The sequence below is a fragment of the Ancylobacter sp. VNQ12 genome, assembly GCF_049445835.1.
Lineage (GTDB): Bacteria > Pseudomonadota > Alphaproteobacteria > Rhizobiales > Xanthobacteraceae > Ancylobacter.
In genome coordinates this window covers 365,213-381,212 of the sequence record NZ_JBMSDU010000002.1, presented here as the reverse complement: position 1 = coordinate 381,212, position 16,000 = coordinate 365,213, and the positions used below count along the sequence as shown (strand labels likewise).

The 16,000-nt window shown below is 69.0% G+C and carries 15 protein-coding genes; 9 read left to right on the top strand and 6 right to left on the bottom strand.

The window, feature by feature from the left end:
- Positions 1-125: 125 nt before the first annotated feature.
- Positions 126-1,088: a bifunctional riboflavin kinase/FAD synthetase gene (locus ACO2RV_RS05450; protein WP_423290614.1), complete on the bottom strand. Its 963-nt coding sequence runs from the start codon at positions 1,086-1,088 to the stop codon at positions 126-128.
- Between the two features lie 95 nt (positions 1,089-1,183).
- Complete coding sequence (locus ACO2RV_RS05445; protein ID WP_423290612.1) at positions 1,184-2,077, bottom strand: TIGR01459 family HAD-type hydrolase; 894 nt, start codon at positions 2,075-2,077, stop codon at positions 1,184-1,186.
- 204 nt (positions 2,078-2,281) lie between these two features.
- Between ACO2RV_RS05445 and ACO2RV_RS05440 the strand changes: the two genes are divergently transcribed.
- Positions 2,282-2,914: a MarC family protein gene (locus tag ACO2RV_RS05440; RefSeq protein ID WP_423290610.1), complete on the top strand. Its 633-nt coding sequence runs from the start codon at positions 2,282-2,284 to the stop codon at positions 2,912-2,914.
- A 20-nt stretch (positions 2,915-2,934) separates the two neighbouring features.
- Here ACO2RV_RS05440 and ACO2RV_RS05435 read toward each other — a convergent pair whose 3' ends face one another.
- Positions 2,935-3,747 carry a Crp/Fnr family transcriptional regulator gene (locus ACO2RV_RS05435; RefSeq protein WP_423290608.1) on the bottom strand — a complete coding sequence of 271 codons (813 nt, stop codon included), beginning with the start codon at positions 3,745-3,747 and terminating at the stop codon, positions 2,935-2,937.
- Between the two features lie 198 nt (positions 3,748-3,945).
- Between ACO2RV_RS05435 and ACO2RV_RS05430 the strand changes: the two genes are divergently transcribed.
- A complete protein-coding gene (locus tag ACO2RV_RS05430; RefSeq protein WP_423290606.1) occupies positions 3,946-5,280 on the top strand; it encodes a dihydroorotase in 1,335 nt (444 codons plus the stop codon).
- Between the two features lie 365 nt (positions 5,281-5,645).
- Here ACO2RV_RS05430 and truA read toward each other — a convergent pair whose 3' ends face one another.
- Positions 5,646-6,395, bottom strand: coding sequence for a tRNA pseudouridine(38-40) synthase TruA (truA, locus tag ACO2RV_RS05425; RefSeq protein ID WP_423290604.1), 750 nt, complete (start codon positions 6,393-6,395; stop codon positions 5,646-5,648).
- A gap of 137 nt (positions 6,396-6,532) precedes the next feature.
- Between truA and polA the strand changes: the two genes are divergently transcribed.
- Positions 6,533-9,478, top strand: coding sequence for a DNA polymerase I (gene polA / locus ACO2RV_RS05420; protein ID WP_423290602.1), 2,946 nt, complete (start codon positions 6,533-6,535; stop codon positions 9,476-9,478).
- Positions 9,479-9,627: 149 nt separating this feature from the next.
- Here polA and ACO2RV_RS05415 read toward each other — a convergent pair whose 3' ends face one another.
- Positions 9,628-10,044 carry an Ohr family peroxiredoxin gene (locus tag ACO2RV_RS05415; protein ID WP_423290600.1) on the bottom strand — a complete coding sequence of 139 codons (417 nt, stop codon included), beginning with the start codon at positions 10,042-10,044 and terminating at the stop codon, positions 9,628-9,630.
- Positions 10,045-10,276: 232 nt separating this feature from the next.
- On the opposite strand from ACO2RV_RS05415, the gene ACO2RV_RS05410 reads away from it, so the two are divergent.
- The 5 genes from ACO2RV_RS05410 to ACO2RV_RS05390 all read left to right on the top strand — a co-directional run bounded on the left by ACO2RV_RS05410 (position 10,277) and on the right by ACO2RV_RS05390 (position 13,643).
- Positions 10,277-11,128: a YgfZ/GcvT domain-containing protein gene (locus ACO2RV_RS05410; RefSeq protein WP_423290598.1), complete on the top strand. Its 852-nt coding sequence runs from the start codon at positions 10,277-10,279 to the stop codon at positions 11,126-11,128.
- Positions 11,125-11,736, top strand: a complete 612-nt coding sequence (locus tag ACO2RV_RS05405; RefSeq protein WP_423290596.1) for a DNA-3-methyladenine glycosylase I — start codon at positions 11,125-11,127, stop codon at positions 11,734-11,736. The genes ACO2RV_RS05410 and ACO2RV_RS05405 overlap by 4 nt, the downstream gene beginning before the upstream one ends.
- 35 nt (positions 11,737-11,771) lie before the next feature.
- Entirely contained in the window at positions 11,772-12,386 is a 615-nt protein-coding gene (locus ACO2RV_RS05400) for a YfbR-like 5'-deoxynucleotidase (RefSeq protein WP_423291048.1), read from the top strand.
- Positions 12,383-12,889, top strand: coding sequence for a tyrosine phosphatase family protein (locus tag ACO2RV_RS05395; protein ID WP_423290594.1), 507 nt, complete (start codon positions 12,383-12,385; stop codon positions 12,887-12,889). Before ACO2RV_RS05400 ends, ACO2RV_RS05395 begins: the two co-directional genes overlap by 4 nt.
- Positions 12,890-13,148: 259 nt before the next feature.
- Positions 13,149-13,643: a c-type cytochrome gene (locus tag ACO2RV_RS05390; RefSeq protein WP_423290592.1), complete on the top strand. Its 495-nt coding sequence runs from the start codon at positions 13,149-13,151 to the stop codon at positions 13,641-13,643.
- A gap of 97 nt (positions 13,644-13,740) precedes the next feature.
- Here ACO2RV_RS05390 and ACO2RV_RS05385 read toward each other — a convergent pair whose 3' ends face one another.
- Positions 13,741-14,418, bottom strand: coding sequence for a L,D-transpeptidase (locus ACO2RV_RS05385; RefSeq protein WP_423290590.1), 678 nt, complete (start codon positions 14,416-14,418; stop codon positions 13,741-13,743).
- A gap of 295 nt (positions 14,419-14,713) precedes the next feature.
- Between ACO2RV_RS05385 and ACO2RV_RS05380 the strand changes: the two genes are divergently transcribed.
- Positions 14,714-15,961, top strand: coding sequence for an MFS transporter (locus ACO2RV_RS05380; RefSeq protein WP_423290588.1), 1,248 nt, complete (start codon positions 14,714-14,716; stop codon positions 15,959-15,961).
- The last annotated feature ends 39 nt before the right edge of the window (positions 15,962-16,000 follow it).

Sequence of the window (16,000 nt, the reverse complement as noted above, 5' to 3'; positions counted from 1 at the left end):
AAGGGCGGGGGCGCTACAGGAAATCGTCATCCCGGACGGGCCGCCGGCCCGATCCGGGATCGCGTGACGTGACGGAGGACGATCCCGGCTCTCCGCTGCGCTCCGGCCGGGATGACGGAAGGTGCCTACTCCAGCGCCGCCCGCGCACGGGTGCTGTCGATGTCCATCTGCGCGATCAGCGCCTCGATGCTGTCGAACTTGAGCTCGGGGCGCAGATAGGCGTGGAACGCGACGGGGAGCGTGCGGCCATAGAGGTCGCCGGAATAGTCGAAGATGAAGCTTTCCAGCCGTGGCGCGCCGTCGTCGAAGGTGGGGCGGCGGCCGAAGCTCGCCACGCCCTTGTGGCGAACGCCGTCGATCTCGACCGTGACGGCATAGATGCCATGGGCGAGGGTGATCGCCGGGTCGAGGCGCATGTTCGCGGTGGGATAGCCGAGCTCGCGCCCGCGCTTGTCGCCATGGATCACCTCGGCCTCGATCTCCCAGGGGGCGCCGAGCATGTCGGCGGCCTGCTCGACCCGCCCCTGCGCCAGCGCCGAGCGGATGACGCTGGAGGAGATCTGCGCGCCCTCGTCGAGCAGCGGCGGCACGATCTCGACGGGAAAGCCGTGGCGCCTGCCGGCCTCGCGCAGGAAAATCGGCGAGCCGCCGCGCCCCTTGCCGAAATGGAAGTCGTAGCCCGCCACCACCATGGACACGCCGAGCCGGCGCACCAGCAGTTCGGCGACGAATTCCTCCGCGTCGAGCCCGGCCAGCGCGGCGTCGAAGCTCATCACCAGCGCGCCGTCGAGCCCGGTTTCGGCGAGGCGCTTCAGCTTCATCGGCTCCGGGGTCAGCCGGAACAGCGGCTCGGACGGGCGAAAGAAGGCGCGCGGATGCGGCTCGAAGGTCAGCGCCAGCGCCGGGCAGCCGAGCGAGCGCGCCTGGTCGATTGCCGTGCCGATCACCGCCCGGTGGCCGCGATGCACGCCGTCGAAATTGCCGATGGCGACGACGGGATGCGCGAGTTCGGCCGGCAGGCTGCCGGGATCGCGCAGGATGCGGAAGGGATGCGGCCGATGGTGCGAGTCGACGGGGGCGTGGGTCATTGCGCGGGGATCATCGCGTTACGCGGGGACGGGACATCGGGCCGATTTAGTGGCGCCGCTGTCCGGCCGCGTCAATGCGCACCAACACGGGTTCCTCACCAGGCGAGGCGCGCGGTGACGGCGGTGGGATTGCCGGGGCCGTCGCCAAGCAGGCGCGCCAGCGCCTTCGGATCGACCGCGCCGCCATGTTCCAGGCCCAGCTCGCCGGCGTGAATGCCGGCGGCGACGAACAGGCAGTCGATGCCGACGCCCAGCGCGCCGGCCAGATCCGTGCGCAGTGCATCGCCGATGGCGATGATGCGGGCAGGCGGCGTGTCGCCACCGCGCAGCGCGCGGGCGGTGGCGAAGGCGGTCTCGTAGATCGGCCGATGCGGCTTGCCGCAGAACACGACCTCGCCGCCGAGCGCGGCATAGGCCTCGGCGATGGCGCCGGCGCACCAGATGAGGTCGCCGCCGCGCTCCACCACGATGTCAGGGTTGGCGCAGATGAAGGGCAGGTTGCGTGCCCGCGCCGCCTTCAGCCGGTCGGCATAGTCCTCCGGCGTCTCGACCGTGTCGTCGAACAGGCCGGTGCAGACGATCAGCTCGGCGTCCTCCAGCCCGGTGAAGACGAGGTCGAGCCCGTCATAGATGCCGATGTCGCGCTCCGGGCCGAGATGCCAGAACTTCGTTCCCGGACGGTCCGCCAGCAGCGCGCTCGTCACCATGCCAGACGTGACGATGGTGTCGTAGCCATCGCGCGGCACGCCGAGCCCGTCGAGGATTTTCGCCACGCCTTCGCGCGGACGCGGGGCATTGGAGACGAGGATCACCGTGATCCCCAGGGCGCGGGCGCGCCTGAGCGCGTCGGCGGCGGGCGCGAAGGCGGCGACCCCGTTATGCAGCACGCCCCAGACGTCGCAGAGGATGACGTCGTAAGTCGGCGCGAGCTCCGCGAAGGAGGCGATGACGGGCGGCAGGGCGGGGGCGTGCAGGTCTGGAGCGTGCATGCTCCGCGCATGCCATGCCGCCGCCCGGCGCACAAGGTCTGTCGCCGTGGGCGTGCCATGCGCCGACGGGCGAGCGGGCCGGCGACACATCCTCTCATTGTCATCCCGGACGGCCGCAGGCCGATCCTCCCTCACCCATGACATCGTGGCGGACAGCAGCGGGCGAGTGCTGCTAAAAGGAGGCGACACGGGAGACGAGGAAACATGGATTTCGCCTTCGCGGCCAAGGTGTTCGCGGCGCTGTTCGCGATCATGAACCCGATCGCCAACCTGCCGATCTTCTTGTCGCTGACCTCCGACATGAGCGAGGGCGAACAGCGGCGAACTGCCATTCTCGTCACCGTGACGGTGGCGGTCGGCTGCGTCGTCTCGGTCTTGGCGGGCAGCGCGATTCTCGGCTTCTTCGGCCTCGACGTCGATCATTTCCGCCTCGCCGGCGGGCTGATCGTGCTGCTCATCGCGCTGTCCATGCTGCATGGTGAGGACAGCGCCACCCATGGCGGCTCCGGCGCCGAAAAGGCAACCTTCAACAGCGCCAGCAATGTCGCCTTCTACCCGCTGGCCATTCCCATCCTGCTCGGGCCGGGCACGATCTCGGCGCTCATCGTCTATGCCCATGACGCGCGGGACGGCGACCAGATCGTCGCGCTCGGCGCCGGCATGCTGGTCTTCGTCGCCCTGCTCGGCGCGACGCTGATCTCCGGGCCGTTCATCGGCCGGGTGGTGTCGCCCACGGTGATGAGCGTCACCAAGCGGCTGATGGGCATGGTGCTTGCCGCCATCGCCATGGAAATGCTGGTGGCAAGCCTGCGCTCGCTGTTCCCCGGCCTGACGTGAATGCCCTCACTTGAACGCGCTCACGGCCTGAACGCCGGGCCGTTGGTGATGACCGGGCCGCCGGCGACCTCGTTCCCGGTGGGATAGACGCCGCCCAGCACGTCGTCGAAATGCCGGCGGATCGTGTTGTGGCAGCTGCAGCTCATCGCCCGCAGCCGCTCGGGATCCTTGATCACCAGCCGGCCGCGCCCCGGCTCGACCGCGCCGCTGCGGCGCAGCTCCTGCAGCACCCGGCTGACATAGGAGCGCCCGACGGCCAGCATGGCGGCCAGCTGCTCCTGGGTGAGGCGAATTGTTTCGTCGCCGGTACGATCCAGCGCGGCGGAGAGCCATTTGGCGGCGCGCTGCTCGATCGAGTGCGCGCCATTGCAGGCGACCGACTGGAAGACCTGTGCCAGCAGGCAGTCGGCATAGCGCGCGAACAGATTGTTCAGTGGCGGCGAGGTCTGCTTGGCGCGCTCGAGATCGGCGACGTCGAGGCGCAGCAGCGGCCCGCCGATCTGCACCACGGCGCGGGCATAGGCCGGCAGCCGGCCCTGCGAGACGATGCCGCCCACCGCGCCCTCGCGGCCGATGGTGGTGATCTCCACCGGGCGCCCGTCGTCCAGCATCACCATGAAGGAGACGAGGGTCTGGCCGCAGGGAAAATACACCGAGCGCACATCGTCGCCGGGCTCGTACAGCACCGCGCCGGCCGCCCGGTCGATGCGGCGCAACTGCTGGCGGAGCAGCAGGAAATCGGCCGGGCGCAAGGCGCCGAGCAGGTTGTTTCCGCCCGAGGAGGGTTCGATGCCGTTGGCGATTTCCACATCGGCGGCGGCGTTGCGCGTCATGCGAGATCTCCCTGTGGTCGGGGGCAATAACGCACCGGCGCGCCGAATGTTCACTCCTGCACGCAAGCGCCCGGACAGCCGGGCTGATGGTAAGCCCAGCGTGGGAGTACGCGATCCCCGTTCACGTTTCCCGGCTTATGGCGTAAGAGCGTCACCGGCCTGCGCGAGGGCGGGGCGTTCACCACCGGCGAGGATCCCATGACCCAGACCTTCGACCTGCTCCTCAAGGGCGGCACCGTGGCCAATCAGGACGGGGTCGGCCGGCGCGATGTCGGCGTGCGGGCCGGACGCATCGTCGGCATCGGCTCTTTCGACGCCTCGCAGGCCGGCGAGACCATCGACTGCACCGGTCTGCACATCCTGCCCGGCGTCATCGACACGCAGGTGCATTTCCGCGAGCCGGGGCTGGAGCACAAGGAAGACCTCGAATCGGGCTCGCGCGCCGCGGTGATGGGCGGCGTGACGGCGGTGTTCGAGATGCCCAACACCAATCCGCTCACCACCTCCGGCGACGCGCTGGCCGACAAGATCGCCCGTGCGACCCGCCGCATGCATTGCGACTTCGCCTTCTTCGTCGGCGGCACGCATGACAATGTGAACGACCTGCCGGAGCTGGAGATGCTGCCCGGCGTGCCGGGCGTGAAGGTGTTCATCGGCTCCTCCACCGGCTCGCTGCTGGTGGCGGACGATCCCGGCGTGCGCGCCATCCTGAGGGTGATCCGCCGCCGCGCCGCCTTCCATTGCGAGGACGAGCCGCGCCTTTCCGAGCGCCGGGAAATGCGGGTGCCGGGCGACGCCTCCTCGCATCCGGTCTGGCGCGACGAGATCGCCGCGCTCACCGCCACCACGCGCCTCGTCAATCTCGCGCGCGAGGAGGGCAAGCGCGTGCATGTGCTGCACGTCACCTCGGCCGAGGAGATCGTCTATCTGCGCGCCCAGAAGGATGTCGCCACCGTCGAGGTGACGCCGCACCACCTCACCATGGATGCGAGCTGGTACGAGCGCCTCGGCTCGCTGGTGCAGATGAACCCGCCGGTGCGCGAGGCGCATCACAAGGCGGCGCTGTGGCGCGGCCTCGCCGAGGGCGTGGTCGACGTGCTCGGTTCCGACCACGCGCCGCACACGCTGGAGGAGAAGGCCAAGCCCTATCCCGACAGCCCCTCCGGCATGACCGGCGTGCAGACGCTGGTGCCGACCATGCTCGACCATGTGAATGCCGGCCGGCTGTCGCTGGAGCGCTTCGTCGACCTTTCCTCGGCCGGTCCGGCGCGCATCTTCAACATCGCGACCAAGGGGCGGATCGCGGTCGGCTATGACGCCGACTTCACCATTGTCGACCTGAAGCGCCGCGAGACCATCCGCAATGCGTGGATCGCCTCCAAGCCCGGCTGGACGCCCTATGACGGGGTCGAGGTGACGGGATGGCCCGTCGGCACCTTCGTGCGCGGCCACAAGGTGATGTGGGAAGGCGAGCTGACCTCGCCCGCGCACGGCGCGCCGGTGCGGTTTCTGGAGACGCTGGCGAAGGGCTAAGCAGGGCGCGGTCGGCGCGACGCGGGTATCATAAGCGGCCGCGACCGCAGGTTTCGCCGGTGTCGTCTTGCGGTAACATGGCGCTGTTCGCGGGCGGAAGCAGCGGCGCCGAGCCAGCCGGCGCACCGGGAAGATGGGCTACCCGGCTGTGGCGACAGCCTCGCTCTCGAACTGGAGGTACGCGATGTGGCTCATCCCACTTAGCGTTACCCTAGATATGAAAAGGACCCGGAGTGGCTGGCAAGTCACTCTCCGGGTCCAATTCATGCTCTAGGAAAAGAGGGATCGGGCTCGCGCCTGACTCCTCACTCCATGAATAATATAGCATCGCCGGACATAGTTGCAAAACAACTGCCGACCTACTTTCAATACGTCACTTCCGCGAGATAAAGCCCGGCGGAGGGCGCCATCGGGCCGCAGCGCGTGCGGTCCCTCGCTTCCAGCGCGCGGGTGACGTCGTCCGGCGTCCAGGCACCCTCGCCGACCTTCACCAGCGTGCCGACCATGGAGCGCACCTGATGATGCAGGAACGAGCGCGCCTGCGCATGCACGCGGATCTCGGCGCCGAAATCGAGCGCGACGGTCTCCACCTCCAGCCGGTCGAGCGTCTTCACCGGCGAGGCGGCCTGGCAGCCGATCGCCCGGAAGGTGGTGAAGTCGTGCCGGCCGACCAGCCGCGCCGCGCCCTGCGCCATCGCCGGCGCATCCAGCGGGCGCAGCACCCGCCATGCCCGGTCGCGTTCCAGTGCGAGGTCGGCCCGGCGCATGATGATGCGGTAGACATAGCGCCGGCCGGTGGCGGAAAAGCGGGCGTGGAAATCGTCCGCCGCCCTTTCCGCCGCGAGCACGGCGATGGGGTGCGGGCGCAGATGCGCGTTCATCGCGTCGCGCACCGTGTCCGGCCGCCAGTCCCGGCTCAGCTCGATATGGGCGACCTGCCCGGTGGCATGCACGCCGGCATCGGTGCGGCCGGCGCCCTGCACATGCACCTGCTCGCCGGTGAAGCGCGCGACGGCATCGGTCAACGCGCCCTGCACGGTGGCGCCCATCGCCTGGATCTGCCAGCCGACGAAGGGCGTGCCGTCATATTCGATGGTGAGCTTGTAGCGGGGCATGGTGCTCTGTAGCGCCGCGACGGCCTGCCGTCATCCTTCCCGATTTGCTCGCCCGTCACGACTGGGCATGACGGCGTTCACCACGGTTGCCCGGCCGATACGCATGGGGCATCGTGCGGCCCGAAACGGAGCCCGAAATGCCCGAACACGATCCCCTGGAAGCCGGCGACCATGTCGTCCTGATCGACGGTTCCGCCTATATCTTCCGCGCCTACCATGCGCTGCCGCCGCTGACGCGCTCCTCCGACAGGCTGCCGGTCGGGGCGGTGGCGGGCTTCTGCAACATGCTGTGGAAGCTGGTGCGCGCGCAGGGCTTTTCCCCGGCGCCGACTCATCTTGCCGTCGTGTTCGACAAGTCCGAGCAAACCTTCCGCAAGGACATCTACCCGCTTTACAAGGCGCAGCGCCCGGATCTGCCGGAGGACCTGGTCCCGCAGTTTCCGCTGATCCGCGAGGCGACCCGCGCCTTCGACCTCGCCTGCGTCGAGCAGTCCGGCTTCGAGGCGGACGACCTGATGGCGACCTATGCCGAATTGGCCAAGGCCAAGGGCGCGCTCGTCACCGTCATCTCCTCCGACAAGGACCTGATGCAGCTCGTCGACGGCACCCGCGTGCGCATGTACGACCCGATGAAGGACAAGGCGATCGGCGTCGACGAGGTGTTCGAGAAGTTCGGCGTTGCGCCGGAGAAGGTGGTCGACGTGCAGTCGCTCGCCGGTGATTCCGTCGACAACGTGCCGGGCGTGCCGGGCATCGGCATCAAGACCGCCGCGCAGCTGCTGGGCGAATATGGCGACCTCGACACGCTGCTGGCGCGCGCTTCCGAGATCAAGCAGACCAAGCGGCGCGAGAACCTGATCGAGTTCGCCGACCAGGCGCGGCTGTCGCGCGAACTGGTGACGCTCAAGCGCGACGTGCCGCTCGACGTGCCGCTCGACGACATCGCCGTGGTCGAGCCCGAGGGCAAGAAGCTCATCGCCTTCCTCAAGGCGATGGAGTTCAACACCCTCACCCGCCGCGTCGCCGAAGCCTATGAGATCGACGCGTCCGCCATCGAGCCCGATGCCGGGCTGCGGGCGGGCGGCTCCGAGACGGCGCTGCTCACCGCCGGGCTCGATCCCGACGCCGGTACGCCCGCCGCGCCGGCCGATGCCGATGCCACGCCCGCTGGTGAGGACGCCCTGACGCCGCAGGCACTCGCCGCGTCGCGCGTCGCGCAGGCGACCGCGACGCCGGTCGACCGCTCGACATACGAGACGGTGCGCACGCTGGAGCGGCTGAAGGAGTGGGTGTTCCGCGCCTTCGATCTCGGCGTGGTGGCGGTCGACACCGAGACTACCGGCCTCGACCCGATGCAGGCGGAACTGGTCGGCGTCTCGCTCGCCGTCGCGCCGAACGAGGCCTGCTACATTCCGCTCACCCACAAGGGCGGCGACGAGGGCCTGTTCAGCGAAGGGCTCCTGCCCGACCAGATTCCGGTCCGCGAGGCGATCGCCGCGCTCAAGCCGCTGCTGGAACATCCCGGCGTGCTGAAGGTCGGCCAGAACCTCAAATATGACTGGCTGATCTTCATGCGCGAGGGCGTCGACGTCGGCCCTTACGACGACACGATGCTGCTCTCCTACGTGCTTGATGCCGGCGTGTCGCCGCACGGCATGGACCCGCTGTCGATCCGCTGGCTCGGCCACACGCCGATCAAATACGAGGAGGTCGCCGGCAAGGGGAAGGGCGCCGTCACCTTCGACCGCGTCACCATCGAGAAGGCGGTCGATTACGCCGCCGAGGATGCCGACGTCACGCTGCGCCTCTGGCGGGTGCTGAAACCCCGCCTCGTCGCCGAGGGCAAGGCGCGCGTCTACGAGACGCTGGAGCGCCCGCTGGTCACCGTGCTGGCGAAGATGGAAGCGCGCGGCATCACCATCGACCGGCAATTGCTCTCGCGCCTCTCCGGCGAGTTCGCGCAAGGCATGGGCCGGCTGGAGGCGGAAATCTCCGGAATGGCGGGCGAGAGCTTCAACCCCGGCTCGCCCAAGCAGCTCGGCGACATCCTGTTCGGCAAGATGCAGATCCCCGGCGGGCGCAAGACCCCGACCGGCGCCTGGTCGACCGGGGCCGACGTGCTGGAGGAACTGGCCGAGCAGGGCCACGAACTGCCGCGCCGCATTCTTGACTGGCGCCAGCTGCAAAAGCTGAAATCCACCTATACCGATGCGCTGCCGTCCTATGTGAACCCCGAGACCGGGCGCGTGCACACCTCGTTCGCGCTCGCCGCGACGACCACGGGCCGGCTTTCCTCCTCCGAGCCGAACCTGCAGAACATCCCGGTGCGCACCGAGGAAGGCCGCAAGATCCGCAAGGCGTTCATCGCCGCGCCGGGCCACAAGCTGATCTCGGCCGATTATTCGCAGATCGAGCTGCGCCTGCTCGCCGAGATCGCCGACACGCCGTCACTCAGGCAGGCGTTCCAGGATGGGCTCGACATCCACGCCATGACGGCGTCGGAAATGTTCGGCGTGCCGATCGAGGGCATGCCGGCCGAGGTGCGCCGGCGCGCCAAGGCGATCAATTTCGGCATCATCTACGGCATCTCGGCCTTCGGCCTCGCCAACCAGCTCTCCATCCCGCGCGAGGAGGCGGGGGCCTATATCAAGAGCTATTTCGAGCGCTTCCCCGGCATCCGTGCCTATATGGACGAGACGCGCGCCTTCGCCCGTGAGCACGGCTATGTCGAAACGCTGTTCGGCCGGCGCTGCCACTATCCCGACATATCCGCCAAGAACCCGTCGATCCGTGCCTTCAACGAGCGCGCCGCGATCAACGCCCGGCTGCAAGGCACGGCGGCGGACATCATCCGCCGCGCCATGGCCCGCATGGACGGCGCGCTGGAGGCGGCGAAGCTCTCCGGCCGCATGCTGCTGCAAGTGCACGATGAACTGATCTTCGAGGTGCCGGACGACGAGATCGCCGACACCGTGAAGGTGGTACGCGAGGTGATGGAACTGGCGCCGTTCCCGGCGGTGTCGCTGCGGGTGCCGCTCAAGGTCGACGCCCGCGCCGCCGACAATTGGGACGAGGCGCACTAGCACCGGGCCGGGAGCGACAAGCCCCCTCTCCCCGTGGGGGAGAGGGTCGGGGTGAGGGCTGCGACGCTTTGAATTCGGGAGCGTCGCAGCCCCTCACCCGGCGCTGCGCGCCGACCTCTCCCCAACGGGGAGAGGTGCAGGCTGCTCCCTCACCCCACGCTGAGTTCCACCGGGATGTTGCCGCGCGTCGCCTTGGAATAGGGGCACATCTGGTGTGCGGCCTCCAGCACCTCCTGCGTCTCCTCTTTAGTCAGCGCCGGCGCCTTGAGCGAGAGCTTGGCGGCGAGGCTGAAGCCGTCATCGCCCTTCACCAGCGACACCGCGACGGTGACGGCGGCGCCGGTGACGTCGAGCTTCTTCATCCGTCCGACCGCCTCGACCGCCGAGCCGAAACAGGCGGCGTAGCCAGTGGCGAACAGATGCTCCGGCGTCGTCTTGCCGGGATCGAGCGTGCCGTTATGCGGCATGGCGAGATCGACCGAGACCGAGCCGTCGCTGGTCTGCGAGTGGCCGTTGCGCCCGCCGATGGCGGTGGCGGTGCCGGTGAAAAGAACGGTGCCGGACATGATTTCCTCCCTGTGATGGACCGTGGGCGCAGTCTGGGCCCCGCTTGCTAAGATGGTGCGACGCCTGAGCGCGGCAACCGGAAGCGCACGCCGCGTTGCGGGCGTGCACGACGTTGTATGTGTTCATGATACGTTCCAGTTTGCGCTTGCCCGGCGGCGTGGGACGGCTTACCTCTGGTCGACCCGGCCCGCCCAGCGGGCTGCCCGATGTCCTGTCCATGGAACGTGCCTCATGCCGATCGCGATCCTGAAGGAGCGTGCGGTCGCCCGCATCGCGGGGACTGACGCCGCCCATTTCCTCGACAATCTGCTCACCGCCCGCACGCCGACCGAGCCGGGCGAGGCGCGCTTTTCCGCGCTGCTGACGCCGCAGGGCAAGATCATCGCCGACATGATCGTCCTTGCCACCGAGGGCGGTTTCCGGCTCGATGCGCCGCGCGTGGTACTGGCGGATCTGATCAAGCGCCTGCAGCTCTACCGGCTGCGGGCGAAGGTCGAGATCGGCGTGCTGGACGACCTCGTCGTCGCCGTCGCCTGGGGCGGGGCGAGCCCGCTGGTCGACACGCTGGCCTATGACGACCCGCGCCTGCCCGCGCTCGGCCGCCGCTTCCTGTTGCCGGCCGCGGAGGCGGCGCAGCTGGCGACCGTGCCCGAGGCCGACTGGCAGACCCACCGCATCGCGCTCGGCGTGCCGGAGGGCGGCATGGATTTCCTCTATGGCGACGCGTTCCCGCACGAGGCCGACATGGACCAGCTCGGCGGCATCGATTTCGACAAGGGCTGCTATGTCGGCCAGGAGATCGTCAGCCGCATGCAGCATCGCGGCACGGCGCGCACCCGCATCATCCCCTTCGCGGTGTGCGGGCGCCCGCCGGCCGAAGGCACGCCCATCCTCGCCGGCGGCAAGACCATCGGCCGCCTCGGCTCGGGCACGGACGGGCGCGCGCTCGGCCTGGTGCGGCTCGACCGGCTGGAGGAAGCGCGTGCCGGCGGCCATGTCGTCGAGGCGGATGGTGCCGCCTTGGTGCCGGAGAAGCCGGGCTGGGTGTCCTTCGCCGTGCCCGGTACGGGAGATGCGGCATGAGGGTTCATCAGCATGACGACGGCGTCACGCGCTGCGCCTGGTGCGGCACCGACCCGCTCTACGTCGCCTATCACGACGAGGAATGGGGCGTGCCGGAATATGACGACCGGGCGCTGTTCGAGAAGCTGATCCTCGACGGCTTCCAGGCCGGCCTTGCCTGGATCACCATCCTGCGCAAGCGCGACGGATTCCGCGCCGCCTTCGACGGTTTCCAGCCGGAGATCATCGCCCGCTACACGCCGGAAAAGGTCGAGGCGCTGATGCTCGACGCCGGCATCGTGCGCAACCGCTCCAAGATCGTCTCCACCATCCGCTCGGCGCAGGTCTGGCTCGATATTCAGGAGCGCGGGCCCGGCTTCTCGAAGCTCCTATGGGGCATCAACGGGCCGGTGCTCGACAATGCCCGCAATCCCGGCGATCCGCCCATCGTCACCTCGCCGGTGGCGGTGGCCATGTCGAAGGAACTGAAGGCGCGCGGCTTCAATTTCGTCGGCCCCACCATCGTCTACGCCTTCATGCAGGCGGTCGGCATGGTGGACGATCATGCCGTCACCTGTCACCGCCACGGCGCCGCCGCGCGGGCGGCAGAGGCGGAGGCGGGGCGGTGACGTTCGGCGGCACGTCGGCACGCGTCTGGCAGCGCATGCTGTCGGGCCGGCGGCTCGACCTGATCGACCCGTCCCCGCTCGACATCGAGATCGAGGACATCGCCCATGGCCTCGCCCGCGTCGCCCGCTGGAACGGACAGACGCGCGGCGAGCACATCTTCTCCGTCGCGCAGCATTCGGTACTGGTCGAGCTGATCGCCCGCCGGCAGGCGCTGGCGCGCGGCCGCGAGCTCGATCGGCGCTGGCGCCTCGCCATGCTGCTGCATGACGCGCCGGAATATGTGGTCGGCGACATGATCAGCCCGTTCAAGGCGGTGCTGGGCGGCGACTACAAGGCGGTGGAAGCGCGCCTGCTGGCGGCGGTCAGCCTGCGCTTCGGGCTGCCGGCGAACTGGCCGGCGGACCTCGTCAAGCTGGTCAAGGCGGCTGATCGCGCCAGCGCCTTTCTCGAGGCCACGCGCCTTGCCGGTTTCGAGCTGGCGGAAGCCCGCAAGTTCTTCGGCCAGCCCTTTCCGCTCGACATCGCCGCCGAGCGGGACCATCTCACCCCCTGGAGCGCGGATGAGGCGAAGGCTCGTTTCCTCGCGCGCTTCCGCGAGTTGGCGGAGGACGCCGCCACGTCGCCGTCCGCTGTTCGGAGTGCCCCATGATCCATGTCTGCCCGCTCTCCCGCCTCGAGGAGACCGTCCTGCGCACCCGCGCCGCGCATGTGCTGAGCGTGATCAATGTCGCCACGCCGGTCGCGCTGCCGGCGAGCGTCGAGCGCGACAATCATCTCTTCGTCGGCTTCAACGACATCACCGCGCCGCAGGACGGGCTGATCCACCCGGCGGGCGAGCATGTGGACGCCATACTCGGCTTTGCCCGCCGCTGGCCGCGCCGGGCGCCGCTGGTGGTGCATTGCTATGCCGGCATCAGCCGCTCGACCGCCTCGGCCTACATCGCCGCCTGCGCGCTGAACCCGTCGCGCGACGAGGCCGACATCGCCCGCGCGCTGCGCGCCGCCTCGCCGATCGCCACGCCCAACGCGCTGCTGGTGGCGCTGGCGGATGAGGCGCTCGGCCGGCAGGGGCGCATGATCGCCGCGATCGCCGCCATCGGCCGAGGCGCCGAGGCGATGGAGAACGTGCCGTTCGAACTCGCCGTCGATTGATCGCCGATTTCGGCGGGAAACAGCAGGGGCCGCCCCTACCGAACGCAGGCGTTCGGATCAATAATGCGACGTGAGGATCACGGTGAGGCTATTGCGCCCTCATGATCCAACCATCTTGAATCCGGGCTTCGCGGGGCAGTCATCGCCCTGGACATGACAGGCCGGCCCGCTGCGGGAGCGGGTCGCACGGGGGCGGAACGGGATCGTTTCCGCCGGGAGGATTGCGCGGGACGTGCCGCGCTGATTGGGGGGCGACAGCATGAACTTATCGGTGATGAAAGCGGCAGCGGTTGCGCTGCTGCTGGTGGCGGCGGCCGGGGCGCAGGCCCAGGACAGCCGCGTGAAGCGCGGCGAATATCTCGCGACCATCATGGACTGCGGCGGCTGCCACACGCCGGGGGTGTTCCTCGGCAAGCCGGATGCCGGCCGTGCCTTCGGCGGCTCGGAGGTCGGGTTCCAGATTCCCGGCCTCGGCGTGTTCTTCCCGCCGAACCTGACCCCGGACAAGGCGACCGGGCTCGGCAACTGGAGTGAGAAGGAGATCATCGCCGCCATCCGTACCGGCATACGCCCGGACGGGCGGGTGCTGGCGCCGGCCATGCCCTGGCGGCATTACGGCGCGCTCACCAATGCGGATGCCTCCGCGCTGGCGGCCTATCTCATGAGCCTGCCGCCGGTCTCCAACCAGGTGCCGGCAATCACCGGCCCGTCGGCAAAGCCGTCCGGGCCTTATCTGACGGTGCTCATGCCGTAAGCGGCTACGAGCCGCAAGGGCAGGCCACGCCATTCGCGACCCCCGGCACGGCCTTCCGGCCGTTCCGGGACGTCGCCGGCCATGCGTGCCGTGGGCGTCAGCTCACCGCCGCGCCGCTCGCGGGCAGCACCACGACCTTGGTGCCGGTCGGCACGCGGCGATACAGGTCGATGATGTCCTGGTTCATGAAGCGGATGCAGCCGGAGGACACCATGGTGCCGATGGTCCACGGCTCCGTCGTGCCGTGCAGGCGGTAGAGCGTGTCCCGGCCGTCCTTGTAGATGTAGAGGGCGCGGGGGCCGAGGGGGTTGGTTTCCCCGCCCGCCATGCCGGCGGCATAGGGCCCATAGCGCTCCGGCTCGCGGGCGATCATCGCCGGGGTGGGCGTCCAGCGCGGCCACACCGCCTTGCGGGCGATGACGCCCTCGCCGCGGAAATTGAAGCCTTCCTGCTTGCCGACACCGACGCCGTAGCGCAGCGCCCGGTTGTTCGCCATCACCAGATAGGCGTGACGTTCATTGGGATCGACCACGATGGTGCCGGGTTGATAGCGCGTGGGGAAATCCACCTCCTGCCGCAGGAAGCGCGGATCGACGTCGGACAGGTCGACCGCCGGCACCGGGAACGGCTCGTCATTGATCGCCCCGTACATGCTTAGGAATTGCGGGTCCATCGACGGCGGCAGCACGGAGCTGACGCGCGGGCTCTGGGTGGTGGTGCAGGCGGCGAGCGCGAGGGGGGCGGAGAGCAGGAACAGGCGGCGATCGATGGACATTGGCGGGGGCAACCGGGGGTACTGGACAGGAGTTCTTCCCCTATAACCCGCCAGGCGGCCTGCGCTTCCCCGCGCGGCTTCACGGAGGCGTTATGCCGGCCATTTGGCAGGGTGCTGTGGCCGAGAAGCCGCAGCGCATGGTAATGGCGCGAGGATCGCTTTTGCTGATGGCTAACCTCAAAACAATTTGTTTCCCTTGCCCGTGCCGCCGTCCTATTCCACAGCGTCAACTGGTCCAAAAAGGCGGCCACGTATGCGCGCCGTGTGACATCTGCGCGCCCGGGAGAGGTTCGACATGACCCGCACGTCCTCCAGCGCCGCCGCGTCGGCTCGTCCGAGCCTCGCCGACCGTGCGCCGCTCCTCGTGGTGCTGTGCGGCTGCATGATCGCGATGCTGACCTTCGGCCCGCGCGCGTCCTCGGGCATCTTCCTGCTGCCGATGACCAGTGAATTCGGCTGGGGACGCGACACGTTCGGCCTCGCCATCGCCATCCAGAACCTGCTCTGGGGTGTCGGCACGCCGTTTGCCGGCGCCATTGCCGACCGGTTCGGCGTCATGCGCGTGCTGTGCATCGGCGCGGTGCTCTACGCGCTCGGGCTGGCGCTCATGGCCTATGCGTCGACGCCGTCGCTGCTGAATCTCTCCGCCGGCACGCTGATCGGCTTCGGCCTGTCCGGCTGCTCCTTCAACATCGTGCTCGCCGCCTTCGGCAAGATGCTGCCGGAGCGCTGGCGGCCGATGGCCTTCGGTGCCGGTACGGCGGCCGGCTCTTTCGGCCAGTTCCTGTTCCCGCCGCTGGCGGCCGGCCTGAATGCCAGCATCGGCTGGCAGCAGACGCTGATCATCTTCGGCCTCGCCATGCTGCTGGTGATGCCGTTCTCCCTTGCGCTGGCCAATGCGCCGGCGCGGCCCAAGGCGGGCGACGAGCGCCCGCAGTCGATCGGCGCGGCGCTTGGCGAAGCGTTCCGCCACCGCTCTTATGTGCTGCTGGTGCTTGGCTTCTTCACCTGCGGCTTCCAGCTTGCCTTTGTCACCACCCATCTGCCGGCCTATCTCAACGACCGCGGCCTCTCCATCGCCATTGGTGGCTGGACGCTGGCATCCATCGGCCTGGCCAATATGGTGGGCTCGCTGGGGTCGGGCTGGCTGTCGAGCCGGATGCCGCGGCGCTATCTGCTGGCGGCGATCTATTTCGCGCGCGGCGTCGCCATTGCCGCTTTCGTGCTGCTGCCGGCCTCGCCGGTGGTGTCGATCGGCTTCGGCATCGTGCTCGGGCTGCTGTGGCTTTCCACCGTGCCGCCGACCTCGGGGCTGGTGATGCTGATGTTCGGCACGCGCTATCTCGCCATGCTGTACGGCTTTGCCTTCTTCTCGCATCAGGTGGGTGGCTTCCTCGGCGTGTGGCTGGGCGGGCTGCTCTATGAGAAGCTGGGCTCCTACGACCTTGTCTGGTGGCTGTCGGTGGCGCTGAGCTTCGCCTCGGCCGCGATCAACCTGCCCATCGTCGAGCGCCCGGTGGAGCGGGCCGCGCAGCCGGCCTGATTCCGGAGGGCGGGTGACGCTCGCCCGCGTGTCGCGATG